Source organism: Pseudomonas phoenicis (assembly GCF_047302395.1).
Taxonomy (GTDB): Bacteria; Pseudomonadota; Gammaproteobacteria; order Pseudomonadales; family Pseudomonadaceae; genus Aquipseudomonas.
This window is the reverse complement of the sequence record NZ_CP154852.1, coordinates 2,578,362-2,604,039: the sequence shown is the minus strand read 5'-3', so window position 1 is coordinate 2,604,039 and position 25,678 is coordinate 2,578,362. Positions and strand designations below refer to the sequence as shown.

Sequence of the window (25,678 nt, the reverse complement as noted above, 5' to 3'; positions counted from 1 at the left end):
ACCCTGAAATTAGAAGTAGCCCTGGCGTTTCTTGTCTTCCATGGAGCCTGCGCCGTCGTGGTCGATGACCCGGCCCTGGCGCTCGGACGTTCGCGTCAGCAACATTTCCTGGATGATGTCGGTCAGCGACTCGGCCTCGGACTCGACGGCGCCCGTCAGCGGGTAGCAGCCCAGGGTACGGAAGCGCACCTTCTTCTTGACGATGCGCGCCTTCTCTTCCTCGGAAAGGTGCTCGAGGATGCGGTCGTCGTCGATCATGATCAGAGTGCCGTTCTTCTCGATGACTTCGCGTTCGGCGGCGAAGTACAGCGGCACGATCGGGATGCCTTCGAGGTAGATGTACTGCCAGATGTCCAGCTCGGTCCAGTTCGACAGCGGGAAGACGCGGATCGATTCGCCCTTGTTGACCTTGCCGTTGTAAACGTTCCACAGCTCGGGGCGCTGGTTCTTCGGATCCCAGCGGTGCTTGCTGTCGCGGAACGAGTAGACGCGCTCTTTGGCGCGCGACTTCTCTTCATCGCGACGGGCACCGCCGAAGGCCGCGTCGAAACCATGCTTGTCCAGCGCCTGCTTGAGGCCCTGGGTCTTCATGATGTCGGTGTGCTTGGCGCTGCCGTGGGTGAAGGGGTTGATGCCCTGGGCCACGCCCTCTGGGTTGACGTGGGTGATCAGCTCCAGGCCCATTTCCTCGACCATCTTGTCGCGGAAGCGGTACATCTCCTGGAATTTCCACTGGGTGTCGACGTGCATCACCGGGAAGGGCAGCTTGCCTGGGAAGAAGGCCTTGCGCGCCAGGTGCAGCATCACGGCGGAATCCTTGCCGATCGAGTACAGCATGACCGGGTTGTCGAACTCGGCGGCCACCTCGCGGATGATGTGGATGCTTTCCGCCTCCAGCTGTTTCAAGTGCGTCAGTTTGTCGACCATGGCTACTCACGTAAAACGATCTTATGGACGGCCTGCGGGCCGTGTTCGAGCAGGGCACTTTATCACAGGGGTCGATTCTATTTAGGAGGCCGGATAGATCGAAAAGGCCTAACGATATGACTGGGGGTTTGGGGTAAGAGCCCAGTTTTCGCCGAGGGGAGCTGGGATGCCATTGCAGGCAAAAGTGCTTAGCATCTGGTTCGTCGCGCAGCTTGGGCCGGCGGCACCGGCCCGATGGCCAGAACGCTTCTCCATAGAGAATATGCGACGCCTGATCCAGGGCGGCGTTGCCGCCCATCGCGGCTGAAGCCGCTCCAACAGGGTCACGCCCAATTTGTGGGAGCGGCTTTAGCCGCAATGGCCCGCACAGCGCGCCCGACGTTTTCACCAGGGCGTACCGGACAGTCATCATTCAACCGAACCCGGCAGCACGCCCCCCCATCACTGCCTAACCGTCAAATCGGATTCGGACAATCGATGAACAGATGCTCCACGGCGAAGCGCCGCGCCAGGTAATCGCCCAGGGCCTGCACCCCATAGCGCTCGGTGGCGTGGTGCCCTGCGGCGATGAAGCTGATGCCGTGCTCACGGGCGCTGTGGTAGGTCTGTTCCGAGGCCTCGCCGCTGATGAACAGATCGACCCCCGCCGCGATGGCCTGGTCGATGTAGCCCTGGCCACCGCCGGTGCACCAGCCCACACGGCGGATCATCTGCTCGCCTTCGATCAGCAGCGGCTCGCGGCCCAGCACCTCCTGCACGTGCCGGGCGAAGTCGCGCGGCGAGACCGGTTCGGGCAGCGCGCCGAGCAGGCCGACCACACGTCTGTCGGCCGGGTCCAGCGGGCCTTCGACGGTGATGCCCAATTGGCGGGCGAGCTGCACGTTGTTGCCCACCTCTGGGTGTACGTCCAGCGGCAGGTGGAAGGCCAGCAGGCTGAGATCGTGTTGCAGCAGGGCCTTCACCCGGCGCTGCTTCATGCCGGTGATGCAAGGGTTCTCGCCCTTCCAGAAATAGCCATGGTGCACCAGCAGCAGATCGGCTTCGGCCTGCACGGCGGCGTCGATCAATGCCTGGCTGGCGGTGACGCCGCTGACGATGCGCCGCACCTGTGGCCGACCCTCGACCTGCAAGCCATTGGGGCAGTAGTCCTGAAAGCCCTTGCTGGCCAAATAGCGTTCGGCTTCGGCGACCAGCGTATCGAGAGCGACAGCCATGGAAAAAACTCCTTCAAATCGACCTTGGTGACAGGCGCGCTGCCCGTATAATGCCGGCCATTATGAGCCGCCGACCGCCCCGCGAACACCGTCCGTGGTCGCCGCTCGCCGCAGCGTCGTACCGGCATGTGCCCCGACGCTGCGGCCCCCGCCCTACTCCCAGGATTCGTTCGATGCTCAAGGCTTTGCGTTACGTCGGCTGGCCCCTTCTGACCGGGATCATGATCGCGCTGTTGGTGATCCAGCGTTTCCCCCAGTGGGTGGGCCTGCCCAGCCAGGACGTCAACCTGCAACAGGCGCCGCAGAGCGGCCAAGTGGTGCAGGGGCCGGTGTCGTACGCCGACGCGGTCACCCACGCGGCACCGGCGGTGGTCAACCTCTACACCACCAAGGTGGTCAACAAGAACGCCGCCCATCCTTTGTTCGAAGACCCGCAATTCCGCCGTTTCTTCGGCGACAACCTGCCCAAGCAGCGGCGCTGGGAGTCGAGCCTGGGCTCGGCGGTGATCATGAGCCCCGAGGGCTACCTGCTGACCAACAACCACGTCACCAGCGGTGCCGACCAGATCGTGGTGGCCCTCAAGGACGGCCGCGAGACCCTGGCACGGGTGATCGGCAGCGATCCGGAAACCGATCTGGCGGTACTCAAGATCGACCTTCAGGACCTGCCGGCCATCACCATCGGCCGCTCCGACACCCTGCGCATCGGTGACGTGTCGCTGGCCATCGGCAACCCGTTCGGCGTCGGCCAGACGGTCACCATGGGCATCATCAGCGCCACCGGGCGCAACCAGTTGGGCCTGAACAACTACGAAGACTTCATCCAGACCGACGCCGCGATCAACCCCGGCAACTCCGGCGGCGCGCTGGTCGATGCCAACGGCAACCTCACTGGCATCAACACGGCGATCTTCTCCAAGTCCGGCGGCTCGCAGGGCATCGGCTTCGCCATTCCGGTCAAGCTGGCGCTGGAGGTGATGAAGTCGATCATCGAGCATGGCCAGGTGATCCGTGGCTGGCTGGGCATCGAAGTGCAGCCGTTGAGCCCGGAGCTGGCCGAATCCTTCGGCCTCAAGGGCCGTCCGGGCATCGTCGTCGCCGGCATCTTCCGTGAAGGCCCGGCGGCGCGAGCCGGATTGCAGGTCGGCGACGTGATCCTGAACATCAATGGCGAGCCGGCCGGCGATGGCCGCAAGTCGATGAACCAGGTGGCACGGATCAAGCCCAACAACAAAGTGGCCATCGAAGTGATGCGCAACGGCAAGCAGCTCAAACTGATCGCCGAGGTCGGCCTGCGTCCGCCACCGGCGCCGGTGGTCAAGCAGCAAGAGAAGTAGCCGTCGAAGCGCCGACGCACGGCGGCGCTAAAACCTGTAGGGTGACGCCATCGTTCGCCCTGGCGGCCTATGCGAAAAGTCCCGAGGCGAAGGTCGAATGTGGCGATTTCCTACCCGGCACCGACGAGTGTTCAAGGCTTTCGCACAGACCTTACCCACCCACTGGCTGGTGCTTTCCCGCACTTGAACAGGAAAGCGCCCACTTCATGGAGCAGACATGACCGACCCGTTGATCCTAGAACCGCAAAAGACCGCCGATGCCTGTGTCATCTGGCTGCACGGTCTGGGCGCCGACCGCTACGACTTCCTGCCGGTGGCCGAAGCGTTGCAGGGAGGCCTGCTCAGCACGCGCTTCATCATGCCCCAGGCGCCGACCCGCGCGGTGACCATCAACGGCGGCTATGCCATGCCCAGCTGGTACGACATCAAGGCGATGAGCCCGGCACGGGCCATCGACGAGGCGCAGTTGGACGAATCGGCCGCTCAGGTGGTGGCGTTGATCGAGGCAGAGCGCAGCAAGGGCATCGACCTTTCGCGCATCTTCCTCGCCGGCTTCTCCCAGGGCGGCGCGGTGGTGCTGCACACGGCCTACGTCGCCTGGCAGGAAGCGCTGGGCGGCGTACTGGCACTGTCGACCTACGCCCCCACCTTCGGCGACGAACACCAGCTCAGCGCCTGCCAGCAGCGTACGCCTGCGCTCTGCCTGCATGGTGTGCACGACCCGGTGGTGATCCCCTCGATGGGCCGCACCGCCTTCGAATACCTCAAGCGGTGGGGCGTGGCGGCAGAGTGGAAGGAATACCCGATGGAGCACCAGGTGCTACCTGCGCAGATTCAAGACATCTTCGACTGGTTGGCCGCGCGCCTACGCTGATCGACGCGGCCACTTTGTAGTTGCCTGCGAACCGTACTACGCCGCGCATGGAACTTGCTTTACACTGCCCGGCGTACATTCCTTAATCAGTTGATGAGACGACCGTGCTCAAGGCACTCAAGAAACTATTCGGCAAGGACGAGGCAGCCTCCCGGGCCGTCGCGCCCGCTGCCCCCGTGATACAACCGCCGCCGGCCGCCGCTGCGCCGGCTTCCCCGCCATCTCCGGCGCCGACTCACGCCACCCCGCCCATGCCTACGGCTGCCAGCGAGCCTGTCGAACCCGTCGCCAAACCCAAACCCCGTCGCGAGCGCAAGCCCAAGCCGCAAGCCTCGTTATGGAAGCTGGAAGATTTCGTCGTCGAACCGGCCGAGGGCAAGACGCGCTTTCACGACTTCAAGCTGTCGCCCGAACTGATGCACGCCATCCATGACCTGGGCTTCCCCTACTGCACGCCGATCCAGGCGCAGGTGCTGGGGCATACCCTGCGCGGTCAGGACGCCATCGGTCGCGCGCAGACCGGCACCGGCAAGACCGCGGCCTTCCTGATCTCGATCATCGCCCAATTGCAACAGACGCCGCCGCCCAAGGAGCGTTACATGGGCGAGCCGCGCGCACTGATCATCGCTCCCACCCGTGAGCTGGTGGTGCAGATCGCCAAGGACGCGGCGGGGCTGACTAAATACAGCGGTCTGAACGTCATGACCTTCGTCGGCGGCATGGATTTCGACAAGCAGCTCAAGGCCCTCGAAGCCCGCCACTGCGACATCCTGGTCGCGACCCCAGGTCGCTTGATGGACTTCCATCAGCGCGGTGAGGTGCACCTGGACATGGTCGAAGTGATGGTGCTCGACGAAGCCGACCGCATGCTCGACATGGGCTTCATCCCCCAGGTACGGCAGATCATTCGCCAGACCCCGCCCAAGGTGGAGCGCCAGACCCTGCTGTTCTCGGCCACCTTCACCGAGGATGTGATGAACCTGGCCAAGCAGTGGACCACCGAGCCCGCCATCGTCGAGATCGAGCCGGAAAGCGTGGCCAGCGACACCGTCGAGCAGCACGTCTATGCCGTAGCCGGCAGCGACAAGTACAAGCTGCTGTACAACCTGGTGACGCAGAACGGCTGGTCGCGGGTGATGGTCTTCGCCAACCGCAAGGACGAGGTGCGGCGCATCGAAGAGCGCCTGGTGCGCGACGGCATCAACGCCGCGCAGTTGTCGGGCGACGTACCGCAGCACAAGCGCATCCGCACCCTGGAAAACTTCCGTGAGGGCCGCGTGACCGTGCTGGTGGCCACCGACGTGGCGGGCCGTGGCATCCACATCGACGGCATCAGCCATGTGATCAATTTCACCCTGCCCGAAGACCCGGACGACTATGTGCACCGCATCGGTCGTACCGGACGTGCCGGGGCCAATGGCGTGTCGATCAGCTTTGCCGGGGAAGACGACTCGTACCAGTTGCCGGGTATCGAGGAGCTGCTGGGGCGCAAGATCAAATGCGAAATGCCGCCTGAAGCGTTGCTAACACCCGTACCGCGTAAACCCTAGGCCCTCAGGAGCGGGCGCCATCCGCTCCTGGCCAATCACCAGCGCTGCGCCGCGTCCTGGTCGCTCTGCTTGCCCTCGACCCAACGCGGTCCCTCGCCCGTGCTTTCCTTCTTCCAGAACGGGGCACGGGTCTTCAGGTAATCCATGATGAAGTCGCAGGCGGCGAACGCCGCCTGCCGGTGCGCGCTGGCCACGCCGACGAAGACGATCGGCTCACCTGGGGCCAACGCGCCGATACGGTGCAGCACTTCGACCTTGAGCAGCGGCCAACGCTGCTCGGCTTCAGCCACGATCTTGGCCAAGGCCTTTTCCGTCATACCGGGGTAGTGCTCGAGGAACATTCCCGCCACGTCGCGACCGTCGTTGAAGTCGCGCACGTAGCCCACGAAGCTCACCACCGCGCCCACGCCGACATTCGCCGCGTGCATGGCGTTGACCGCCTGGCCCGGATCGAAAGCGCCTTCCTGCACGCATACGGCCATGTTCAACCTCCGGTCACGGGCGGGAAGAATGCGACTTCGTCACCCTCTGCGAGCGGCTCGGCCAGCCGGCACAGATCCTGGTTGCGCGCGCACATCAGGTTCTGCTCGGCCAGCACGGCGTAAGCTTCGCCACGGGCGAGCAAGGCCTGGCGCACATCGTCGACGCACGCGAACTGGCCCGCCAGCGCTTCGCCATCCAGGCCCAAGCGTTCGCGGTAGCGGGCGAAGTACACCACCTGCACGTTCACGAGGCGCCCGCCATGAAGTCGCCGCTCTTGCCGCCGCGCTTTTCCAGCAAGCGGACCTGCTCGATGACCATGCCTTTGTCCACCGCCTTGCACATGTCGTAGATCGTCAGCGCGGCCACGCTGGCCGCCGTGAGCGCTTCCATTTCCACGCCGGTCTGCCCGGCCAGCTTGCAGCGCGCCTGGATCAGCACACAGGCGTCGCCTTCGGCGCGCAGCTGGACCTTGACGCTGGTGAGCATCAGCGGGTGGCAGAGGGGAATCAGGTCGCTGGTCTTCTTCGCCGCCTGGATGCCGGCGATACGCGCCACGGCGAACACGTCGCCCTTGGGGTGCTCGCCCTCGACGATCATGCGTAGGGTCTGCGGCAGCATGCGCACGCGGGCCTCGGCCACCGCTTCGCGCGCGGTGACGGCTTTCTCGGTGACGTCGACCATGTTGGCCCGCCCCTGGGAATCAAGGTGTGTCAGCACTGCTCTGCTCCTGTGAAGGGAGCTGCGAGTGTAAACCCCGGGGCCACGCTTGCGCAGGGAAAAATCGGGCGGCGTGCCGCCCGATGTCCGACCTTACATATGCGACTCGGCGTATTCGGCCAGTACCGAACGCGGTACCCCTTGCAGGGTGATGTGCACGCCGTGGGGGAAGTCCTTGAAGCGCTCGGTGAGGTAGGTCAGACCGGAGCTTGTAGCGGACAGGTAGGGGGTGTCGATCTGCGCCAGGTTGCCCAGGCAGACCACTTTGGAACCGGCGCCCGCGCGGGTGATGATGGTTTTCATCTGGTGCGGGGTGAGGTTCTGGCACTCGTCGATCAGGATCAGGCTCTGCTGGAAGCTGCGACCGCGGATGTAGTTGAGCGATTTGAACTGCAACGGTACCCGTTCGAGGATGTATTCGACGCTGCCGTGGGTGCTTTCGTCGTCCATGTGCAGGGCTTCGAGGTTGTCGGTGATGGCGCCCAGCCAAGGCTCCATCTTCTCGGCCTCGGTGCCGGGCAGGAAGCCGATCTCCTGGTCCAGGCCCTGCACGCTGCGGGTGGCGATGATGCGCCGGTAGCGCTTGCTGACCATGGTCTGCTCGATGGCCGCCGCCAGGGCCAGGATGGTCTTGCCCGAGCCGGCGGCGCCGGTCAGGTTGACCAGGTGGATGTCGGGGTCGAGCAGCGCGAGCAGCGCCAGGCTCTGGTGGATGTCGCGCGGTTTGAGGCCCCAGGCTTCCTGGTGCAGCAGCGGTTCCTGGTGCAGGTCGAGCAGCAGCAATTCACCTTCGCGAGCGCCTTTGATCCAGCCCACGAAGCCCTGTTCGTCGATGATGAATTCGTTGACGTGTACCGCCGGCAAGGCTTCGGCCAATTGCACGCGGTGCCAGGTGCGTCCGCGCTCCTGGCGGGTATCGACCTTGCTGACGCGGTCCCAGAACGAGCCATTGACCGAGTGATAGCCCTTGGACAGCAGGGACACGTCGTCGACCAGCTGATCGGTGCTGTAGTCCTCGGCGGCGATGCCGCAGGCGCGCGCCTTCAGGCGCATGTTGATGTCTTTGGTGACCAGCACCACGTCGAGGTCGGTACGCTTGGCGCGCAGCTCGAGGAGCTGGTTGATGATGATGTTGTCGTTCAGGTGCGCCGGCAGCACATGGCTGGCTTCATGGCGCGGGCTCATCAGGATCGACAGAAAGCCCTTCGGCCCGTTCTTGCCACGCTGGATCGGCACGCCCTGCTCCACTGCGCTGGGTGTGGCGTCGCCGAGCGTCTGATCGATCAGGCGGATGGCCTGGCGACAGTCGGCGGCGATCGATTGTTTGCCGGTCTTGAGCTTGTCGAGTTCCTCCAGCACGGTCATCGGCAAGGCGACGTGGTGCTCCTCGAAGTTGAGTAACGCGTTGGGGTCGTGAATCAGGACATTGGTATCGAGGACATAGAGGATTGGCTTGCTGGAGGAAGGGGTGCGTCCTTGGTCATCCATACTCGGTCACCTTATATCGAAGCCACGTAGCACGTGCCGCTGCGCTACAGATTGACCGCCGTTCTCCCCGTATCCGCGTCGTTACGGGCGGGGGGCGCACCTGGCAAGGGGAGTCTGGATGACGCCACCTGTGCTGCAGGATTCGGCTGTCTGGCTTCTTTCATACCGCAAAACCCATGACGGGAAAAAGCACTTTCACGCGGATGTGCAGTTTATTTTTCCGATCGCCCAAGCGACCTTGCGTACGGCCGAACGACGGCTAAAGTGATAGGCCTCGCCCTGGTGCCTCAACGTGTCGACGTGCCATAGGCGTGGCAGTCTTCCCAGCCCAGACCGCTCTGCGCGGTGTTCTCCAGCAACCACTCGACGGCCGGCTGCGCCTTGTCCAGGCTGTCGTGGAACTGCACCACGCCCTTGCGCCACAGCAGCATCAAGGTCAGCACGCGTTGCGCCGAGGCCTGGCTGTCGAGGCTGCCGTCGTCCTGGGCGTCGATGTCCCACAACGACACCTGCAACCCCTGGCTGGCCATGAAGCCGTCGCCATCGCTGCGCCGCTGCCCATAGGGCGGACGGAACAGCGGCACGTACTGCGTCGGCAGATCGCTCTGCACCCGCGCCTGGCTGCGCCGCAGCGAGTCCTGCCAGCCCTGCCACTGCGCATGGGAGCGGTATTCCCAGCCCTGGATGCCGACGCACTGCCGCGCGTACAACGCACGCAGCGCCTCGACCGAACTGGCGCCGCGGCGTTGCTGCAAGCGGTTGCCGAGCACGAAGAAGGTACCTTCGACCTGCTGGCGCCGCAGGTAGTCGGTCAGGCCGTCGGTGGCGCCGCCTGGCGCACTCGGGCCGCCGACGAAGCTCAACAGGAACACGCGGTCGTTGAGGGTTGCGCCGTCGCGCTCGGCATCCGACAGCCGCTCAACTTCGCTGGAGGTCTGGCCGAGCAGCGCCGCCTTGCGCAACTGCTCGTCGAGGTAACGCTGGTGGAAGCGGTAGCTGGGCTCCACCCAACCGGTATAGAACTCGCCGACATCGTCGGCGAATTGCGCAGCTTGGGTGCGCAACTCAGCGAGACTTTCCAGCGGATAGCAGAACGAGGCGTCCTGTTCGCAGCTCAGTTGCGCCTGCTGGTAGTTGTGCCATAACCGCTGCCATAGCCGCGCACGCACGGCGCGCACTTTCTGCAAGTTGACCTGGCGCAGGCCCAGACGCGCCGCCAGCGCCGTTTCGTCGAGCTGTTCGCTGTCGTTGAGCGCGCGCGCGAAAGAGAGAATTTCCGCCCGCGAAGCGACGTCGAACAGCACCGGGCTGTCCAGCCGCTCGGGCCATGCTGCGCGGTCGAGGCTGACATAGGGCGAGACGGGCGCGGCCTGTACGGTCAGGCCTAACAGACCTGCCAGCAGGCCCAAGACAATGCGCACGATCGATCACTCCGCAAAAGACATGGCCGGCACTATAGCCTCTGCCCCGTCCGAGGTCTGCGTTTGTCGCCATGCCGATTTGGCCTGGCGCGACCTGCGCCGTAGAATCCCCCATCGACTTCAGGAGCCGCACCGATGCTGACGGTGATTTCCCCCGCCAAGACCCTCGACTACGACACCCCGCCCGTCACCGAGCGTTCCACCCTGCCGCAGCACCTCGAGCATGCCGAGTTGCTCATCGCGCAACTGCGCGAGCTGAGCCCGGCGCAGATCGCCGCGCTGATGCACCTTTCGGACAAGCTTGCCGGCCTCAATGCCGCGCGCTTCGGCAGCTGGAGCACCGAGTTCAGCCCGAGCAACGCCAAGCAGGCGCTGCTCGCCTTCAAGGGCGACGTCTACACCGGCCTGGACGCCGAAAGCCTCGGCGAAGACGACTTCAGCTATGCCCAGGACCACCTGCGCATGCTCTCGGGCCTCTATGGTCTGCTGCGTCCCCTCGATCTGATGCAGCCCTACCGCCTGGAAATGGGCACCAAACTGGCCAACCCGCGCGGCAAGGACCTCTACGCGTTCTGGGGTGCGCGCATCAGCCAATGGCTGAACCAAGCCCTGGCCGACCAAGGCGACGATCTGCTGCTGAACCTGGCCAGCAACGAGTACTTCGGCGCGGTCAAACGCAGCGCGCTCGAGGCTCGGGTGATCGACGTCGACTTCAAGGACTTGAAGAACGGCCAGCACAAGATCATCAGCTTCTACGCCAAGAAGGCGCGGGGCATGATGAGCCGTTTCGTGATCAAGGAGCGCATCGAAGACCCGCAGCATTTGCAGGGTTTCGATGAACAGGGCTACTACTACAGCGCTGAGCAGTCCACACCGGACCATCTGGTGTTCTTGCGCGACCAGGCGCCGGCCTGACGCGGCAAAAGGAACCCCGCTCGCGCCACGTCGCGCGAGCAGACGAACGCGCCCGACGTCTACAGATTGAGCGTGAGCAAACCTTTGCTTCTGTATGACTCGCCCATGTAAGAGAACTCCACGTCGAACTGGATCTCGATGGTCTGGCCGGGCGTGAGGCTCACCACAGCAGGACTGAACAGTGTGGCTGGCACGACCGATTGATGGATGGTCATGAACGCGTTTCTTACAGTTGGGTTTGCAGGGTCGTCATAGATGAGGGTGAACAACACACCCAGCGAATTCAAGTCGCCCTGAAGGTTCTCGTCCTGCCTTACCCAGACCAAGCTTGGTTTGTCGGACGTGCCAGAATAGCTGAAGTGGTCGGCGTCGAACCTTGCGTTGCTCGCCAGTTCGGGCTTGAAGGTGGCTGACGCCACACCCGAAGCATTGGCTTTCGCCGCTGATATCGCCGATACCGAAAACGCGCCATCGCTAACCTCGATCTCGAGACCATTCTCGTCGACGGCCGTGAATTCGAACTTGCCCTGGATGATCACCCGGTCGCTTTCGCTCCGTTTGAAGTCCTTGAGCTTGCCGCGTACCGCCGCCCCTGAATGGTCGCCGCCTATATAGGCCGAGATGCCGTACTCGCCGATGTTGTAATTGCCGTCGGCAATGTCCTCGGAAAAACCGATGTAGACGAACTGGTTCCTGTCATTGATGCCGATGACCCCACCGGATGGGTCGATCTTGGTGGTGAGGGACGTGGGTTTACCGTCGATGGTAGCGCTCATGTAGCCTTGATCGTGAATGGCGTGCTCGGAAGTAGTCATGTCAGTTCCTTAAGCGCTTGGCGTCGTATTTGCGGAGTGTTGCTGCCTATCAGGCAGCGCTTGGCGACTACCCTAGAGTCAACGGCGCTCAATTTGTACTGGCAGAAATGCCAGGCGCCAGAACCGCACGCGCCGCCAGCTGTGTGCTCAAGCCGCGTCCTGCCACAGACCCCTGCCCCACACTGCACGCACCGCTCAAGGCGCTTTGAACCCCAGATCGAATACCGCTAGCATGGCCAAACCACTTCCCACCCAGGCTCGCATTCCATGCTCATCGGCGCGTTGTTGCTGCTCACTTGGCTGGCCCTGCTGCTGCGCTACCCGCAAAAGGCCCTGCCACTGTCGCTGGCAGCCGTGCTGGGGCTGGGTCTGGTCGCGACGTGGGTCGCCTGGCAAGACACCCGTGAGGCCGCGCAACTGGCGCGGCTCGACCTGCGGCTGAGCTATGCACCAGACGGTTGCCCGGCCGATCGGCCTTTGCAGGTACGGATGAAAAACGCCAACGCGGCACCGCTGAGCGAATTGCGCTGGCGCATTGCCGCTTATGCGCCGGGCGATACCGTCAACCTCGCCGAAAGCACCTACAGCGCGCCGCGTTATCGCGGGCCGGGCGAGCTACAAGCCGGCGCCGAATGGAGCGACTGCCTGCCGCTGCCGCCACTGCGCAGTGGCTATCGCGCGCAGACCCTGGAGTTTCGTGCAGAGCACCTGCAAGGGCGCTTCGCCAACTGAACGGGGCTCACGCTGGAAACAGGCCGGCTGCGTTGCCGCGCACATGCCGCGCCCCCTGCGCCGAGGGTGACGAGGCCCGGCACGCACGGCAAAGCTCCGTAAGCGGTCCGCTCAGCCCACTACCTGGAAAAATGCTTCCTCGAAGCGTTGCATCTGCGCCGCATCGCCGACACTGACCCGCAGCCAGGTCGGCCAACTCGGCCATACCCGCCCCACCAGCACCTGCGCCTTGGCCAACGCCTGCGCCACCTCCCCGGCCGGCCGCCGCACATCGACCATGAAACAGTTGGCCTGCGAGGCCGTGCAGCGCCAGCCCGCCTGCCGCAGCCGCGCCAGGGTCGAGTCGCGCAAGCGCTGGTTGTCGCGCTTGCGCTGCGCGACCAGGGGGCCGTCCTGCAAGCTGGCCAGGGCGCCGCGCAGGCTGGGCTCGGCAGCGACGTTGTAGCCGTCGAACGCCTCCAGTCGTGCCAACAGCGCAGGCTGCCCGATGGCCAAACCTACGCGGGCGCCGGCCATGCCGTACAGCTTGGAGAAGGTGCGCAACACCAGCAGGTTGGGATGTCTGGCGACCAAGGGCAGGCAGCTGGGCGCATCGCTGAAGTGGATGTAGGCCTCGTCGACCACCACCACGGTGTCGGACGGCGCCTTGGCGATCAGCCGCTGCAACGCTGTCGCCGGCGTCAGGGTGCCGGTGGGGTTGTTGGGATTGCACACATAGAGCATGCCCGGCGCGCTATCGGCAGCCAGCATGGCGTCCACGTCGTGGGCATGCCGGGCGTCCAGGGGTATGGCATGCACCTGCGTGCCACGCGCCTGGGCGGTGTCGACCGGCGCTTCGTAGGAGGGCTCGGCCACCACCAGGCTGCGTTTGTCGGTGAAGGCATGCACGGCGTACTGCAGGGCCAGCTTGGAGCCGCAGAACACCTGTACCTGGTCTTCGCTCAGACCGTTCTGCCGCGCGAATACCTCGATCAGTTGGTATTGCAATGGATAGGGATAACGGCCGCAACCGGCGATGCCCGCCTGCATGGCTGCGCGCGCCGCCGCGCTCGGCCCCCACGGGCTCTCGTTGTAGTTGAGCCGTACGGGTGAGGGGTCGGCAGGCGCTGGCAGTGCCCAGCTGACCTGGCTGGCCTGACTGAAGAACGGCAGGGCCGCACCGAGACCGACGAGACGACGCCGCGATAAACCTTCCATGTGGTAGTGCCTCCAGGGAGTCGATGACTAAAGGACGCCTGGAGCGGAACGGTCTTTAGGGTGGCACGGCGCCATGCCCGGCTGCTCCAAGGCGGGCTCGCAATGACTAATGGCAGTCAGTCACGCGTAGACAGCGTCATCTGGGGCTGCTGCGCAGCCCATCGCGGCTAATCGGAGCGCCGAACCGGCCGCTCTTACAGGGTTCCTTTGTGAGACTTCGTGCAGCCAAGTCTTTCAGGCGACAAAAACCGTGTTGGAGCGGCTTCAGCTGCGATGGCCTGCGCAGCAGGCCTTATTCAGGCAGGCATCGTAGAGCACCTGATGTAACCGATCGCAGTCATCAGGCCCCGATTGCCCAACGGACCGGATTGGTCCGCAATACCGCCTGATCGCACGCATTGTTCGGCGCACTCTGCCAGACTCTCCCTCCCTGCCCTCGTCACGGTCCCGCGCCATGCCCACTGCCTTGATCACCGGTTGTTCCAGCGGCATCGGCCGCGCCCTGGCCGACGCCTTGCGCGATGCCGGCTACGCGGTCTGGGCCACGGCGCGGCAAGCGGGCGACGTCGAGTGCCTGGCCGCGGCCGGCTTCATCGCCCGTGCGCTGGACGTCAACGACCGCCCTGCGCTGCTGCGTCTGTTCGATGAGGTGCAGGCGCGCGGCGCGGGCCTCGACCTGCTGGTCAACAACGCCGGCTATGGCGCCATGGGCCCGCTGCTCGACGGCGGCGCCGACGCACTGCGCCAGCAATTCGAAACCAACGTGTTCGCCCTGGTGGACGTGACCCGCGTGTTCTTCCCGCTGCTGCGCCGCAGCCAGGGCACGGTGGTCAACATCGGCAGCGTGTCGGGCGTGCTGGTCACGCCGTTCGCCGGCGCCTACTGCGCTTCCAAGGCAGCGGTGCATGCGCTGAGCGATGCCCTGCGCCTGGAGCTGTCGCCATTCGGCATCACCGTCCTGCAAGTACAACCCGGCGCCATCGCCTCGCAGTTCGCCAGCACCGCCCAGCGCCAGGCGGCCGAGGTGTTGCAGGCCGACTCGCCCTGGTGGCCCTTGCGTGCGCAGGTCGAGGCGCGCGCCCGGGCTTCGCAGGACCACCCCACCCCCGCAGCGCAACTGGCCCGAGGCGTGCTCGCCGCGCTGCAACGGCGCCCGCTGCCGGCCGTGGTGCGCTTGGGTAATGGCAGCACCGCCCTGCCGCTGCTCGCCAGACTGGTGCCGCGGCGCCTGCTGGACTGGGCGCTGCGCAAGCGTTTCGGGCTACTGCGACGGCTGTGACGCAGGCGCGGCCTCGAACGCCTCCCAGCCTCCGCCCAGCGCCTTGTACAAGCCCACCATGGCCTGGGCCACCGCCGCCGAGCTGTCGATCCACTGCTCTTCGCTGGCCAGCAGCGCGCTCTGCACGCTGAGCACGTTGAGAAAGTCCACCGCCCCTTCCACGTACTGGCGCTGCGCGGTCTGCAGGGCGATGCGGTTCTGCCGCACGGCTTCGGCCAAATGGTCGCGGCGCAACTGACTGGCGTTGTACAGGCGCAGCACATCGTCGATCTCGTGCCAGGCGCCGAGCACGGTCTTGCGGTAGTTCACCGCCGCTTCCTGCTGTTGCGCCTCGCGCAGTTGCAGCACGCCCTTGAGCCGCCCGCCCTCGAAGATCGGCAGCGACAGCTGTGGGCCGACCGCGAAGCGGCGTGCGCTCCAGCTACCCAGGTCGGCCAGTTGCAGCGACTGCAAGCCCACGCTGCCCGACAGGCGAATGCTCGGGTAGAAGTCGGCCTGGGCCACGCCAATGCTGGCAGTGGCGGCATGCAGTCGCGCTTCGGCCTGGCGGATGTCCGGCCGCCGCGCGGCCAGTTGCGAGGGCAGGCCGATGGCGAAGCGCTGTTGCGGCTCGGGCACGGCGCCAGGGGCCAGCAACTGCGTCTGCAAACGCCCGGGCGGCTCGGCGGCGAGCAGGCTCAAGGCGTTGATCAGGTCGTCGCGTCGGGCCTGCAAAGTAGGCAGGCGCGCCTCGATGGAGGCGACTTGCGCGCTGGCCTGGGCCACGTCCAATTGGGTCGCCACGCCTTCGTTCAAGCGGTCTTGCGACAGCTCCAGGCCATGCCGGGCGAGCTTGAGGTTGTCCTCGGTGACGCCCAGTGTGCGCTGCACGGCGCGCAGTTGGATGTAGTCGCGTGCGGTTTCGGCCAGCAGCGTCAACAGCACGCCGCGACGGTCGTCCTCGGCCACCTGCACGTTGGCATCGGCCGCCTCCACTTGGCGCCGTACGCGGCCCCAGAGGTCCAGCTCCCAGCCGGCGGTGAGGTCGCCTTGCCACAGGCTATAGGCGGATTTACCGGCATGGCCGGACGGATCGTTCAGGCCTTCGGCGCTGTTGCGCGCGCGGCTGTAGCCGGCCTCGGCGTCCACCGACGGCAGTTCTTCGGCGGCCACCGAGCTGCGCGCGGCGCGGCTTTGCAGCACGCGGGCGCTGGCCAGCCGCAGGTCGAGGTTGCGCGCCGTCACCTGCTCGATCAGGGCACTGAGACGGGCGTCATGGAAATTGTCCCACCAGCGCTGTTGCAGGGGTTCGGCGCGCGGCTGGCTGGCCGCGGCCTCACCGCGCGGCGACGACCACTGCGCCGGTGCCTGGCTGTGTGGCGCCTGGAAGTCCGGGCCCAGGCTACAGCCGGCCAGGGTTGCGGCGAGCAGCAAAGGGCTGAAACGGGCCATGGCCTTCATCGCGCGCTGATCTCGCGGCCGACGGGGCTCTCCGCGAGGCTATCGACGTGGCCATCGGCGTCGGTCTCGATGGTCGCCTCGACCGACATGCCGACACGCAACCGCTCCAAGCCGGGCTGGCCGGCATCGAAGACGATCTTCACCGGAATGCGCTGCACCACTTTGGTGAAGTTGCCGGTGGCGTTGTCGGGCTTGACCGCAGCGAAGGTCACGCCGGTGGCCGGGGCGATGCTCTGCACGTGGCCGTGCAGGCTGTGTTCGGCGAAGGTGTCGACCCGCAAGTGCACCGGCTGGCCGGGATGCACGTGGGTCAGTTGCGTTTCGAGGAAGTTGCCGACCACGTAGGCCTCGGCCAGCGGCACCACCGACAGCAGTCGCGTGCCGGGGCTGACGTAGGCGCCGACACGCAGCGCGCGCTCGCCGACCATGCCGTCGACGGGGGCGGTGATGCGCGTGTACGACAGGTCCAGGCGCGCCTTCTCCACCTCAGCGCCGGCCTGCTTGAACTGGCCTTCGGCGCTGTCGCGCTGGGCGCTGAGCACATCCACCTGCTTGCGTGCGGCGAGCAAGGCCGCGGCGCTGTTGGCCTGCTGCGCGCGGGCCTGTTCGACCCGGCTGCGCGCCTGCTGGGCGTTCTGCACGGTGCCGGCGCCCTGTTCGGCCAGGCGCCCGTAACGGCCCACTTCGTGTTCGGCGAAGGCCGTCTCGGCCTTGGCTGCCCTCACCGCCGCTTCGGCCTGGGCGATCAGCGCGGCCTGGCGTTCGAGGGTCGCCTGGGCGTTGGCGCGCTGCGCCTGGGCCACGCTCTGGCGGGCCAGCGCGGCGTCCAGAGCGGCCTGGTAGTCGCGGTCGTCGAGGCTGGCGAGCAGTTGCCCGGCCTTGACCTGCTGGTTGTCCTCGACGAGCACCTGCTTGACGAAGCCGGCCACTTTCGGCGCGACCACGGTGTAGTCGGCCACCACGTAGGCGTCCTCGGTGCTTTGCCGATGGTCGCTGCCCAGCAGCCAGCGGCCGGCGAGCACGGCCAGCGCCGCCACGGCGAGCACGCCGGCGATGATAAGGGTCTTGCGGTTGTCCTTCATGTCAGCGGTTCTCGGTCACAGGTTCAGGCCACCGCACGCGGCGGGTAGACCCGGGTAGGTACGAAAGGAATCAGGCAGATCAGCGCGACGCCGATCCCTGCCATCACCAGATACAGGTCGGCCGAGGTCAGCACCTGGGCCTGTTCATGAATGCGCTGGGCGAGCCCGGCGGCGCGATCGTCGAGTTGCGGCGCGTTGCCCAGGCTGTCGACCAGGTGGTTGGAATGGAAATGCCGGCGCCAGGTACCCAGCAGCTCCAGCACCGCCGTGGCCACCACCGCAGCCAAACCCTTGACCGTGTTGAACCAGGCCGAGGCGAACGGCCCTTCCTGGGGGCTCATGCCGTTGGTCGACAGCATCAGCAGCGGCAGCACCGCCATGGGCTGGCCGAACACCTGCAGCAGGTAGATCGGGTAGAAGTCGTCGCGGATCCAGGCGCTGGTCAGCCCGTTGCTGCCCAGGCACGACAGCACCAGCAGGCCCAGGCCCATGGCCAGCACCCAGCGGCAATCGACGGCGCGCAGGTTGCACAGCGCCGCGGTCAACGGCAGCGCGAGCAACTGCGGCAGCGCCACCAACAGCATCAGCGGGCTGGTCTGCGCCGGCCGATAGCCTTGGATCTGCGCCAGATACGCCGACGGCAGGCTGCCCGAACCGGACAGCACCACCAGCACCCCGGCCAGCGTCACCAGCGCGAAGGCCAGGTTGCGCCGCGACAGCAGCCGCAGCTGGAAGAACGGCACCGGCTCCGACCACTCGTTGTACATGAACAGCACCAGCAGCAACCCACCACTGCCCAGCAGCGCCGTGATCAGGGGCGAGTCGAACCAGCCCCAACGATCGCCCAGCGACAGGCCCAGCACCAGGCAGCTCAGGGCCGGCAGCCCGAGCAGCACGCCGCGCCAGTCGAACTGGGCGAAGCGCTCCAGGCGCAACGGGTCTTGCGGCAAACCCCAGGCCACGCAGGCCATGGCCAGCAGCGACGGCGCGATGATCTGCCAGAACGCCCATTGCCAGCCGACGTATTCGGTCCACAGGCCTGCCAGCGGCGTGCCCAGATTCGGGCCGAAGGTGGCGGTCAAGGCATAGCAGGCCAGGCCATAGATCTTGATGCCCGGCGGCAGGAAGCGCAGCGCCACGCTCATCAGCATCGGCGGCAAGGCCCCGGCCGCCAGCCCTTGCAGGATGCGCAGCAGCATCAGGCTGTGCAGGTTCGGTGCGAAGGGTTGCAGCAGACCGAGCACGGCGAACAGGGCGATGGCGCACAGGGTGAAACGGCGCAGGGAAAACGTGGTGGCCAGCCAGGGCGAAAAGGCCATGGCCGACACCGACGCGGCGCTGTACACCGCCAGCAGCCAGGCACCTTCGTCGGCGCCGATGCCCATGCCGCCGCGGATGTCGGCCAGCGACAGCTTGGTCACGGCTTCGTTGAGGCCGGCACACAGCACCGCCAGCAGCACGCCGAACAACCCGGTCACCACGCGCGGACCGAACGCCGATGGCGCCGGCGCGGCCGCTGACGGCGCAGAGGCGAGCGTCGGCGGGGGGGTGAACGACACCGCCATGCCTGAAATCTCCAGCAATAATTTAAGGCTGTGCAGTCTAGAAAGGTCGAATGCTTACGAAAACTGACTTATCGGCAGTTTTATTTTGCGTCCGGCGCAATCGGCGGGTGTTGGTTCTAGGCCCACTGTCCTTCGTCACCCATTTCCATCTGACAACAGGCCTTCAGGGTCTGGCGCAGCCAGCGGTGCGCGGGGTCGTTGTGGTAGCGCGGGTGCCAGGCCTGCATGACCGTCACCCGCTCCATCGGCAGCGGAATGTCGAAGGCCCGTAGCGGCAGGTCGAGCTTGTTGACGCTGGCGAGAATGTTGGCCGGCATCGGCAGGATCAGGTCGGAATCGGGCAGGGAAAACATCGCCGAATGGAAGCTCGGGGTGATCAGCGCCACATGCCGTTGCACCTTGTGCAGCGCCAGTTCCGCATCGATCGGACCGTTGGCGCGGCCACGGCGCGAGACGCTGATCTGCGGGTAGGCGGCGAAGCGTTCGGGGGTGATCGGGCCGTCGAAGATCGGGTGCTCGCGCCGGGCCAGGCCGATGTAGAGCGTGTGGAACAAGCGCTGGACCTTGATCTCCGGGCCCAGGTCGATGCTCGAACTGATCAGCAGGTCGGTGCGCCCGTCACGCAGCACCGCATCGTCGTCCTGGCCGCCTTCGGGCACGAAACGCAGCACCGTGCGCGGCGCCTGCTCGTGCATCATGCGCAGCAACTGCGCGCCGTACAGGGCGATGAACAGGTCGTTGGTGCGGATGTTGAAGGCACGCTCCAGGTTGGCCAGATCGACGCTCTCGGCGCTGCGAAACACCTGCCCGGCCTGCTCCACCAAGTGGCTGACCTGCTCGCGCAGGGCCAGCGCCCGTGGCGTCGGCACCAGGCCGCGCCCGGCGCGCACCAGGATCGGGTCGCCCAGTGCGTCGCGGATGCGCCCCAGGGTGCGGCTCATGGCGGCAGGGCTCAGGTTCATGCGTTGCGCCGCGCCGACCACGCTGCCTTCGTCGAGCAAGGCATCGAGGGCGACCAACAGGTTCATGTCCGGCAGTGGCATCGAGTGATTTCCGCGAAGGCTGTGGGAAGTGGCGATCTTAACAGCTGGCACCCGTGCGCCAGACGCAATCGGCTCGTGCGTGCCAGGGGCTTTATCCGCACGCCGGCAAGCGTCGAGAATGCAGGCCTGCCCTTCCACTGCCAAGGAAATGCCCATGCCGCGCCCAGTCCTGATCGCCATCGATGCCTCCCCGGCCCGCCATGCCATCCTCGATTTGGTCCAGCGCTATTGCCGGTCTGCGCAACAGACCTTGCATGTGCTGCTGGCGATCGACCCGAGCTTTGCCGTACACCCCGCACCGACCGGCTACACCGAACAGGAGCGCGACCAGTACCCGGCCGCCTGCGAAGAACAGCAACTGGCCGAGCAGGCCGTGGCCCAGGCGATCGAGACGTTGCGCGCAGCGGGCTTCGAGTGCGAGGGGCACACCGTACCGGGGGCACCGGTGGCGGTGATTCTCGACACGGCGCAGACGCTGGACTGCGAATTGATCGTCATGGGCCACCGCCACCTGTCGCGGCTGGGCCGGCTGCTCGATCCGTCGGTCAGCGCGAAGGTGATCGATGAGGGGCGATGGCCAGTGCTGGTGGCACCGATGCAGGAACCCTGAGCACGCATGTAAGGGGCTGCGACGCCGGCGGTCGATAATGCTTCGATTGCGCGCCGAGCCGGTCTGGCCGAGCCGGTCTGGCCGAGCCGATCTGGCCGAGCCGGTCTGGCCAGGCCTTCTTCGCCGACCCTGTCTGGGCGATGCCGCCCAGTCGAACCGCCCAGCCGCCTTCTTCATTCCTCACGCCCTTGGACCACCACGGTACAGGTGGTCCCCGCCGCCAACAGATATCCCTCCGGCACCTGATCGATGTGAATCCGCACCGGCACCCGCTGCGCCAGGCGCACCCAGTTGAAGGTCGGGTTGACGTCGGCCACCAGCTCGCGGCTCTGCGGGTTGTCGCGGTCGTAGATGCCGCGGGCGATGCTCTCGACATGCCCACCCAGGCGCTCGCCGCTCATCATCTGCAACTCGGCCGGATCGCCCACCTTCACGTGCGGCAGCTTGGTCTCTTCGAAGAAGCCATAGACCCAGAACGACTGCTCGTCGACCACCGCCATCACCGCCTCGCCCGTGCGCGCATAGTCGCCGCGGTGCACGTTGAGGTTGGTGACGTAGCCGTCTACCGTAGCCAGGATACGCGTGCGCGCCAGGTTCAGCTCGGCGGCGGCGAGCTGGGCCTGGGCCTGCTGATAGTCGGCCAGGGCGGCGCCGGCGATGTCGCGGGCGTCGTCGCGGTTTTCCTGGGAGATCACCAGGTTGTCCAGGTCGGCGCGGCGCCGGGCATTGACCTGGCGCATCTGCCAGGTGGCCTTGCGCGAGGCCACCAGCGCCCTGGCCTGGTCCACCGCCACCTGGTAATGGGCCGGGTCGATCTGGATCAACAGGTCGCCCTTGCGTACCCGCTGGTTGTCGCGCACCGGCACCTCCAGCACGTAGCCCGGCACGTCGGCGGCGACATTGATGATGTCGGCGCGCACCCGGCCGTCGCGGGTCCAGGGTGTGGTCATGTAGTCGACCCACAACTGCCGCCCGATGAACACGGCAGCGGCCAGCACCAACAGGGTGGCAATCAGGCTGTAGAACTTTTTCATCGCAGGTGCTTACCCGTAGACGGTCAGCGCCAGGGCGCCGAAGAGACAGACGAACAGCGACAGGCGCAGCAGCGCCGGATGCCAGAAGAAACGGTAGCCATCGACGCTGGCGATGAAGCGGTCCAGGCCCCAGGCCAGCCCCGCGGCGAGCAGGAACAGCAAGGTCAGGGTCGGCAGGTACAGGCCGTGGAAGGCGATCTCACGGGGCATGGTCGGTTCCTGGGGCGGGTGCCAGTGGCGATTGTGGGTCGAGGAGCGAGGTGCGGATGAAGTGCAGGTAGCTCTGCACCCGCCGCAGTACCGAGGTGTCGAAATGCCGGGCGAAGGGCTCGTCGGTGGCCTGCACGCGGCTGATGGCGTGGTCCACGGCCACCAGCGCACGCGCGTGGTGGCTGGCGCTCGGTTGCAAAAACAAGCGCGCCAGGGCCCGCCCCATCACGCGGATGGCCTGGCTCCAGGGCTGCGTTTCGGCGTAGGCCGGGTGCACCGGAGCCTGGGCCTGCTCCTTGCGCAGCTCGATGATGGCGTGGCCGATCTCCAGCACCGCGAACATCCAGCGCACCAGCTCGCCCTGCACCTTTGGCGTGCCGGCGGCCAGGCCATAGGCCTGGTGCAGCAGGTCGCGGGTGCCGCTCTCGAAGGCCGAACCCAACCCGCGCAGGCGCCCACCGAGGGCGAACAGCACCTGGCCGCGCAGGTCGTGCTCCAGGCGCTGCCACAACCAACGGCTGTTGGGCGGCAGGACGATCGCCCCCGCTGCCGCGCAGACCAGCATGCCGAGCACCATCGCGATGTAGTCGTTGATGAAGGTGTAAGGGTCGTACTGGGTCAGGTTGTTCGGCACCGAGCCGGTGGCGAAGAACACCAGCAGGCCGATGCCGTAGCCGGCATGGGCCGGGCGCGAGGAAAGAAACGCGCCGAACACGAACACTGGCGCCAGCACCAGACAGAGCAAGGCGAAGCCGTCGATCCAGGGAAACACGAAGAAGGTTTCGAAAAAGCCGACGAAGGCGCCGAGCAAGGTGCCGCAGGCCATCTGGAACGCCATGCGCTTGGGGTTGGGCGAGGCCGCCGAGAGCCCGGCGGTGACCGTGGCGATCAAGGTCATCATCGCCCCGCTGGGCCAGTCGCTGAGCAGCCAGTAGCTGCCCAGCAGCAACAGCACCGCGGCCGAACGCACGCCTGCCGCCGCCGACACCCGCCAGTTGGTGCGGGCCACGAAGGGCTCGCGCCACTGCTCGCGGGCGTGCTTGTGGGCCGCCAGCGAAGCGTGGGTCTGGGCATAGTTGTAGAGGTCGTCGATCAAGCGGTAGAGCAGTTCGAAGGCGGTGTGGAAATCCAGCAGCTCGGCCTCGCTGGGCGCGCTGGCCAGGTACGCGGCGCGCAGCTCGCGTACCTGCTGCTGCAGGCCGTCGCGGTAGGCGGCCAGTTCCAGGGTCAGGCGCAGCGCGTCGGCATCGGTCAGCAAGCGGTTCACATAAGGCTCGAACAGCTCGATCAGGCTCGCCACGCCGGGCGCGAGCGCCGCGTTGATGGACGTCGAGCCCTGCGCGCGCAAGCGTTCGAGCAAGCGGTAGAGGGCGTTGAAGCGCGTTGTCACGCCCATGAACTCGCTGTTCATGCGCACCAGCCGGCCACTGCGCCGGCGCATGTGCGGGTCTTCGAAGGCGGTCACGTTGCGCAGGCTTTCCAGGCCCACGGCTTCGGCGACCAGGCGCACGCTGTTGGCTTCGAAGTCGGCAGGGGCGTTGCTGCCGCGCAACGCCTGCACGGCCACCCCGGCGAACACGCCGAAACGCTGGTACAGAGCATTGCGCAGTGCCGCGCTGGACGACTGCGGCAGGATCGCGGCGCTGACCGCGGTGGAGACGACGATGCCCAGGCCGATTTCCAGCACCCGCCACACCGCGGCCAGAAAGGCCTGGTCGGGGTGTTCGAGCACCGGCAGGCCGGTCATGGCCGCGGTATAGCCGGCCAGTACGAAACCGTAGGCCTGGAAAGTGCGGTAGCGCATGGCCCCGGCCGCGCACAAGCCCACCCATAGCGCCAGGCTGGGCAGGAACAGCTCGGTGTTCTGCGGAAACAGCGCCATCAGCAACACCATCATCGCCGAGCCGGCCAGGGTGCCGAGCACGCGGTAGAAGCTCTTGGCGAACACATGCCCGCTCTGCGGCTGCATGACGATGAACACGGTGATCATCGCCGTGCGCGGTTGCGGCAGCTCCAGGCGCATGGCCAGCCACAGGGTGAGGAAGGCCGCCGTCAGCACTTTGAGGATGTACACCCAGGTGACGCCGTCGGTGCGTGCCCAGGTGAACAGACCGCGCCGCCACTCCAGGCCCTGGAGGCGGTCCCAGGCCAGGCCCATGGCGTTCATCACGCGCCACCGCCGCGCTGCCCCAGCGCCAGGGCGGCCGGCAAGGAAGGCGCCGCTTCGCGCGCGGGGTCAGGAGCATCGCCCCCGGCGCCCAGCCCCCCGCCCAGGGCCGTGGCCAGTTCGGCATGCACGGTCAGGCGCGCGGCCCAGACCTGCCGTTCGATCTGCTGCTGGCGCAAAAGCGAGGTCTGTGCGTCGAGCACGTCCTGGTACCCCGTAAGCCCGCGCTGGAAGGCCACGGTGGCGATGTCGTAGGTGCGCTGGGCGGCGGCCACCGACTCACCGGCCAGGCGCGCCTGGGCCTGCATCGACTCACGGCGGATCAACTGGTCGGAAATGGCTTTCAGCGCCTCCACCAGGGTTTGCTCGTAGTGCGCCACGGCCAGGTCGTAGCCGGCCGCCGCGGCGCCCAGTCGCGCGCGCAGGCGGCCGCCGTCGAACACCGGCAGGCTCAGCGCAGGCCCGGCCTGATAGGTGCGCTTGCGCGCGTCGAACAAGCTCAGGGCAGCGCCGCCGGTGGCCATGAAACCGAGGTTGGCGAGCAGGTCGATGTTGGGCAGGAAATCCGCATGGGCCACGTCGATGCCCCGCGCTTGCGCCGCCACCTGCCAACGGCTGGCGACCACGTCCGGGCGTTGGCCGAGCAGTTCGGCCGGCACCCGCGACGGCAGCGGCAACGGCGCGGCCAGGGCCAGGGTCGGCCTTTGCAGGCTGGCACCCTGCCCTGGCCCGAGGCCTGCCAAGGCCATCAACTGATTGCGGGTCAGGGCCATGGCTTCGTCGAGGCCGTCGAGCTGGCGGTGGATTTCCGGCAGCGGTGCCTGCGCCTGGCTGACTTCCAGGTGGGTGCCCATGCCGGCGTCGAGGCGGCGCTGGGCCAGGGCCAGGATCTGTTCCTGACGGGTCAGTTGGCGTTCGACGATGTCGCGTTGCGCGTAGTGCAGCGCCAGCTGGATGTAGGCCTTGGCCAGGTTGTTCTGCAATTCCAGCTGCGCCTGTCGGGCTTGGGCGGCGCGCTGGTGGGCGACGTCCAGGGCCTGCTCGCTGGCATTGCGCTCGCGGCCCCAGAGGTCGAGGGAATAGCTCAGGCCAAGCCCGGCATGGGTGTCCCAGGTGCTGGCGCCGGACAGTGCGCCGGGGCCGTAGAACTGATCCTGCGGCCAGCCGTGGCGGTTCAACGCGGCTTCGGCATTGCCCTGCACACCTTCGGCCGACTCGGCCACACCGGCCTGCGCCTGGGCCTGGCGCAGGCGCGCCACGGCGGCGGCCAGGCTGGGGCTGCCGGCCAGGGCCTGGTCGATCAGGCGGTCGAGCTGCGGGTCGCCATAGGCTTGCCACCAGCGCTGAACGGGCCAGTGCGCATCCGCTTCGGCGCCGCGGATGGCCGCGTCGATGGCCAGGGCGTCGGGCTGCATAGGGTGCTGGTGCGGGGCGATACCGGCGGTATTGATACAGCCCGATACGTTCAGACTGAAGACACAACAACTGAGCACACGAAGTGCGCTAACGAGGCGACGCTGCACAGCGGCGGTTTCCGGGGCATGGAGGGTGGGCGGCGCCATTCTAGGGGGCGGCGCG

General features: G+C 66.5%; 24 protein-coding genes. 7 read left to right on the top strand and 17 right to left on the bottom strand.

Features of this window, described 5'->3' with window-relative positions:
- Positions 1–9: 9 nt before the first annotated feature.
- Both cysD and AA0Z93_RS11675 read right to left on the bottom strand, forming a co-directional pair.
- The gene (gene cysD, locus AA0Z93_RS11680; RefSeq protein ID WP_413048786.1) at positions 10–927 is read right to left on the bottom strand and encodes a sulfate adenylyltransferase subunit CysD; all 918 of its coding nucleotides are present in this window, start codon (positions 925–927) and stop codon (positions 10–12) included.
- 455 nt (positions 928–1,382) lie between these two features.
- On the bottom strand, positions 1,383–2,141 hold the full coding sequence (locus AA0Z93_RS11675; protein ID WP_413048787.1) for a Nif3-like dinuclear metal center hexameric protein: 759 nt from the start codon (positions 2,139–2,141) through the stop codon (positions 1,383–1,385).
- 173 nt (positions 2,142–2,314) lie between these two features.
- Between AA0Z93_RS11675 and algW the strand changes: the two genes are divergently transcribed.
- From algW to rhlB, 3 genes are all read left to right on the top strand, one after another.
- Entirely contained in the window at positions 2,315–3,478 is a 1,164-nt protein-coding gene (gene algW, locus AA0Z93_RS11670) for a Do family serine endopeptidase AlgW (protein WP_413048788.1), read from the top strand.
- A 217-nt stretch (positions 3,479–3,695) separates the two neighbouring features.
- Complete coding sequence (locus AA0Z93_RS11665; protein WP_413048789.1) at positions 3,696–4,352, top strand: alpha/beta hydrolase; 657 nt, start codon at positions 3,696–3,698, stop codon at positions 4,350–4,352.
- A gap of 104 nt (positions 4,353–4,456) precedes the next feature.
- Positions 4,457–5,902 carry an ATP-dependent RNA helicase RhlB gene (gene rhlB, locus AA0Z93_RS11660; protein ID WP_413048790.1) on the top strand — a complete coding sequence of 482 codons (1,446 nt, stop codon included), beginning with the start codon at positions 4,457–4,459 and terminating at the stop codon, positions 5,900–5,902.
- Positions 5,903–5,937: 35 nt separating this feature from the next.
- On the opposite strand, the gene moaE is transcribed toward rhlB, so the two are convergent.
- The 5 genes from moaE to AA0Z93_RS11635 form a co-directional block, all read right to left on the bottom strand.
- A complete protein-coding gene (gene moaE, locus AA0Z93_RS11655) occupies positions 5,938–6,384 on the bottom strand; it encodes a molybdopterin synthase catalytic subunit MoaE (RefSeq protein ID WP_413048791.1) in 447 nt (148 codons plus the stop codon).
- Between the two features lie 2 nt (positions 6,385–6,386).
- Positions 6,387–6,632, bottom strand: a complete 246-nt coding sequence (locus AA0Z93_RS11650) for a MoaD/ThiS family protein (protein WP_413048792.1) — start codon at positions 6,630–6,632, stop codon at positions 6,387–6,389.
- The gene (gene moaC / locus AA0Z93_RS11645; protein WP_413048793.1) at positions 6,629–7,102 is read right to left on the bottom strand and encodes a cyclic pyranopterin monophosphate synthase MoaC; all 474 of its coding nucleotides are present in this window, start codon (positions 7,100–7,102) and stop codon (positions 6,629–6,631) included. The genes AA0Z93_RS11650 and moaC overlap by 4 nt, the downstream gene beginning before the upstream one ends.
- 93 nt (positions 7,103–7,195) lie before the next feature.
- The gene (locus AA0Z93_RS11640; protein ID WP_413048794.1) at positions 7,196–8,590 is read right to left on the bottom strand and encodes a PhoH family protein; all 1,395 of its coding nucleotides are present in this window, start codon (positions 8,588–8,590) and stop codon (positions 7,196–7,198) included.
- Between the two features lie 287 nt (positions 8,591–8,877).
- Positions 8,878–10,011 carry a polysaccharide deacetylase family protein gene (locus tag AA0Z93_RS11635; protein ID WP_413048795.1) on the bottom strand — a complete coding sequence of 378 codons (1,134 nt, stop codon included), beginning with the start codon at positions 10,009–10,011 and terminating at the stop codon, positions 8,878–8,880.
- A gap of 135 nt (positions 10,012–10,146) precedes the next feature.
- Here AA0Z93_RS11635 and yaaA point away from each other — a divergent pair, with 135 nt between their 5' ends.
- Positions 10,147–10,926, top strand: coding sequence for a peroxide stress protein YaaA (gene yaaA / locus AA0Z93_RS11630; RefSeq protein ID WP_413048796.1), 780 nt, complete (start codon positions 10,147–10,149; stop codon positions 10,924–10,926).
- Between the two features lie 59 nt (positions 10,927–10,985).
- Here yaaA and AA0Z93_RS11625 read toward each other — a convergent pair whose 3' ends face one another.
- Positions 10,986–11,741 carry a hypothetical protein gene (locus AA0Z93_RS11625; RefSeq protein WP_413048797.1) on the bottom strand — a complete coding sequence of 252 codons (756 nt, stop codon included), beginning with the start codon at positions 11,739–11,741 and terminating at the stop codon, positions 10,986–10,988.
- Positions 11,742–12,008: 267 nt separating this feature from the next.
- Here AA0Z93_RS11625 and AA0Z93_RS11620 point away from each other — a divergent pair, with 267 nt between their 5' ends.
- Entirely contained in the window at positions 12,009–12,473 is a 465-nt protein-coding gene (locus tag AA0Z93_RS11620; RefSeq protein WP_413048798.1) for a multidrug transporter, read from the top strand.
- Positions 12,474–12,584: 111 nt separating this feature from the next.
- Here the strand turns inward: AA0Z93_RS11620 and AA0Z93_RS11615 are convergent, their stop codons facing one another.
- A complete protein-coding gene (locus AA0Z93_RS11615; RefSeq protein WP_413048799.1) occupies positions 12,585–13,670 on the bottom strand; it encodes a pyridoxal phosphate-dependent aminotransferase in 1,086 nt (361 codons plus the stop codon).
- 454 nt (positions 13,671–14,124) lie between these two features.
- Between AA0Z93_RS11615 and AA0Z93_RS11610 the strand changes: the two genes are divergently transcribed.
- Positions 14,125–14,949 (top strand): SDR family oxidoreductase, encoded by an 825-nt coding sequence (locus AA0Z93_RS11610; RefSeq protein ID WP_413048800.1) that lies wholly within the window; start codon positions 14,125–14,127, stop codon positions 14,947–14,949.
- Here AA0Z93_RS11610 and AA0Z93_RS11605 read toward each other — a convergent pair.
- The 4 genes from AA0Z93_RS11605 to AA0Z93_RS11590 all read right to left on the bottom strand — a co-directional run bounded on the left by AA0Z93_RS11605 (position 14,932) and on the right by AA0Z93_RS11590 (position 20,079).
- Positions 14,932–16,389, bottom strand: a complete 1,458-nt coding sequence (locus tag AA0Z93_RS11605) for an efflux transporter outer membrane subunit (RefSeq protein ID WP_413048801.1) — start codon at positions 16,387–16,389, stop codon at positions 14,932–14,934. The two genes, AA0Z93_RS11610 and AA0Z93_RS11605, sit on opposite strands and share 18 nt — an antisense overlap.
- Entirely contained in the window at positions 16,386–17,471 is a 1,086-nt protein-coding gene (locus AA0Z93_RS11600; protein WP_413048802.1) for an HlyD family secretion protein, read from the bottom strand. Before AA0Z93_RS11600 ends, AA0Z93_RS11605 begins: the two co-directional genes overlap by 4 nt.
- A gap of 23 nt (positions 17,472–17,494) precedes the next feature.
- Entirely contained in the window at positions 17,495–19,036 is a 1,542-nt protein-coding gene (locus AA0Z93_RS11595) for an MFS transporter (RefSeq protein WP_413048803.1), read from the bottom strand.
- 116 nt (positions 19,037–19,152) lie between these two features.
- Complete coding sequence (locus AA0Z93_RS11590; protein ID WP_413048804.1) at positions 19,153–20,079, bottom strand: LysR family transcriptional regulator; 927 nt, start codon at positions 20,077–20,079, stop codon at positions 19,153–19,155.
- Positions 20,080–20,233: 154 nt separating this feature from the next.
- Here AA0Z93_RS11590 and AA0Z93_RS11585 point away from each other — a divergent pair, with 154 nt between their 5' ends.
- Positions 20,234–20,689 (top strand): universal stress protein, encoded by a 456-nt coding sequence (locus tag AA0Z93_RS11585; RefSeq protein ID WP_413048805.1) that lies wholly within the window; start codon positions 20,234–20,236, stop codon positions 20,687–20,689.
- Between the two features lie 173 nt (positions 20,690–20,862).
- Here AA0Z93_RS11585 and AA0Z93_RS11580 read toward each other — a convergent pair whose 3' ends face one another.
- The 4 genes from AA0Z93_RS11580 to AA0Z93_RS11565 are packed head-to-tail and all read right to left on the bottom strand — an operon-like array spanning position 20,863 to position 25,662.
- Positions 20,863–21,723 (bottom strand): efflux RND transporter periplasmic adaptor subunit, encoded by an 861-nt coding sequence (locus tag AA0Z93_RS11580; RefSeq protein WP_413048806.1) that lies wholly within the window; start codon positions 21,721–21,723, stop codon positions 20,863–20,865.
- Between the two features lie 9 nt (positions 21,724–21,732).
- The gene (locus AA0Z93_RS11575; protein WP_413048807.1) at positions 21,733–21,933 is read right to left on the bottom strand and encodes a DUF1656 domain-containing protein; all 201 of its coding nucleotides are present in this window, start codon (positions 21,931–21,933) and stop codon (positions 21,733–21,735) included.
- Positions 21,923–24,100, bottom strand: a complete 2,178-nt coding sequence (locus AA0Z93_RS11570) for an FUSC family protein (protein WP_413048808.1) — start codon at positions 24,098–24,100, stop codon at positions 21,923–21,925. The genes AA0Z93_RS11575 and AA0Z93_RS11570 overlap by 11 nt, the downstream gene beginning before the upstream one ends.
- Positions 24,100–25,662 carry an efflux transporter outer membrane subunit gene (locus tag AA0Z93_RS11565; RefSeq protein WP_413048809.1) on the bottom strand — a complete coding sequence of 521 codons (1,563 nt, stop codon included), beginning with the start codon at positions 25,660–25,662 and terminating at the stop codon, positions 24,100–24,102. Before AA0Z93_RS11565 ends, AA0Z93_RS11570 begins: the two co-directional genes overlap by 1 nt.
- Between the last annotated feature and the right edge of the window lie 16 nt (positions 25,663–25,678).

Bases quoted from the DNA above. Each gene is read 5' to 3' on its own strand.
- cysD (WP_413048786.1), bottom strand. From the start codon at position 927: ATGGTCGACAAACTGACGCACTTGAAACAGCTGGAGGCGGAAAGCATC.
- AA0Z93_RS11675 (WP_413048787.1), bottom strand. From the start codon at position 2,141: ATGGCTGTCGCTCTCGATACGCTGGTCGCCGAAGCCGAACGCTATTTG.
- algW (WP_413048788.1), top strand. From the start codon at position 2,315: ATGCTCAAGGCTTTGCGTTACGTCGGCTGGCCCCTTCTGACCGGGATC.
- AA0Z93_RS11665 (WP_413048789.1), top strand. From the start codon at position 3,696: ATGACCGACCCGTTGATCCTAGAACCGCAAAAGACCGCCGATGCCTGT.
- moaE (WP_413048791.1), bottom strand. From the start codon at position 6,384: ATGGCCGTATGCGTGCAGGAAGGCGCTTTCGATCCGGGCCAGGCGGTC.
- AA0Z93_RS11640 (WP_413048794.1), bottom strand. From the start codon at position 8,590: ATGGATGACCAAGGACGCACCCCTTCCTCCAGCAAGCCAATCCTCTAT.
- yaaA (WP_413048796.1), top strand. From the start codon at position 10,147: ATGCTGACGGTGATTTCCCCCGCCAAGACCCTCGACTACGACACCCCG.
- AA0Z93_RS11625 (WP_413048797.1), bottom strand. From the start codon at position 11,741: ATGACTACTTCCGAGCACGCCATTCACGATCAAGGCTACATGAGCGCT.
- AA0Z93_RS11620 (WP_413048798.1), top strand. From the start codon at position 12,009: ATGCTCATCGGCGCGTTGTTGCTGCTCACTTGGCTGGCCCTGCTGCTG.
- AA0Z93_RS11615 (WP_413048799.1), bottom strand. From the start codon at position 13,670: ATGGAAGGTTTATCGCGGCGTCGTCTCGTCGGTCTCGGTGCGGCCCTG.
- AA0Z93_RS11610 (WP_413048800.1), top strand. From the start codon at position 14,125: ATGCCCACTGCCTTGATCACCGGTTGTTCCAGCGGCATCGGCCGCGCC.
- AA0Z93_RS11605 (WP_413048801.1), bottom strand. From the start codon at position 16,389: ATGAAGGCCATGGCCCGTTTCAGCCCTTTGCTGCTCGCCGCAACCCTG.
- AA0Z93_RS11600 (WP_413048802.1), bottom strand. From the start codon at position 17,471: ATGAAGGACAACCGCAAGACCCTTATCATCGCCGGCGTGCTCGCCGTG.
- AA0Z93_RS11595 (WP_413048803.1), bottom strand. From the start codon at position 19,036: ATGGCGGTGTCGTTCACCCCCCCGCCGACGCTCGCCTCTGCGCCGTCA.
- AA0Z93_RS11590 (WP_413048804.1), bottom strand. From the start codon at position 20,079: ATGCCACTGCCGGACATGAACCTGTTGGTCGCCCTCGATGCCTTGCTC.
- AA0Z93_RS11585 (WP_413048805.1), top strand. From the start codon at position 20,234: ATGCCGCGCCCAGTCCTGATCGCCATCGATGCCTCCCCGGCCCGCCAT.
- AA0Z93_RS11580 (WP_413048806.1), bottom strand. From the start codon at position 21,723: ATGAAAAAGTTCTACAGCCTGATTGCCACCCTGTTGGTGCTGGCCGCT.
- AA0Z93_RS11575 (WP_413048807.1), bottom strand. From the start codon at position 21,933: ATGCCCCGTGAGATCGCCTTCCACGGCCTGTACCTGCCGACCCTGACC.
- AA0Z93_RS11570 (WP_413048808.1), bottom strand. From the start codon at position 24,100: ATGAACGCCATGGGCCTGGCCTGGGACCGCCTCCAGGGCCTGGAGTGG.
- AA0Z93_RS11565 (WP_413048809.1), bottom strand. From the start codon at position 25,662: ATGGCGCCGCCCACCCTCCATGCCCCGGAAACCGCCGCTGTGCAGCGT.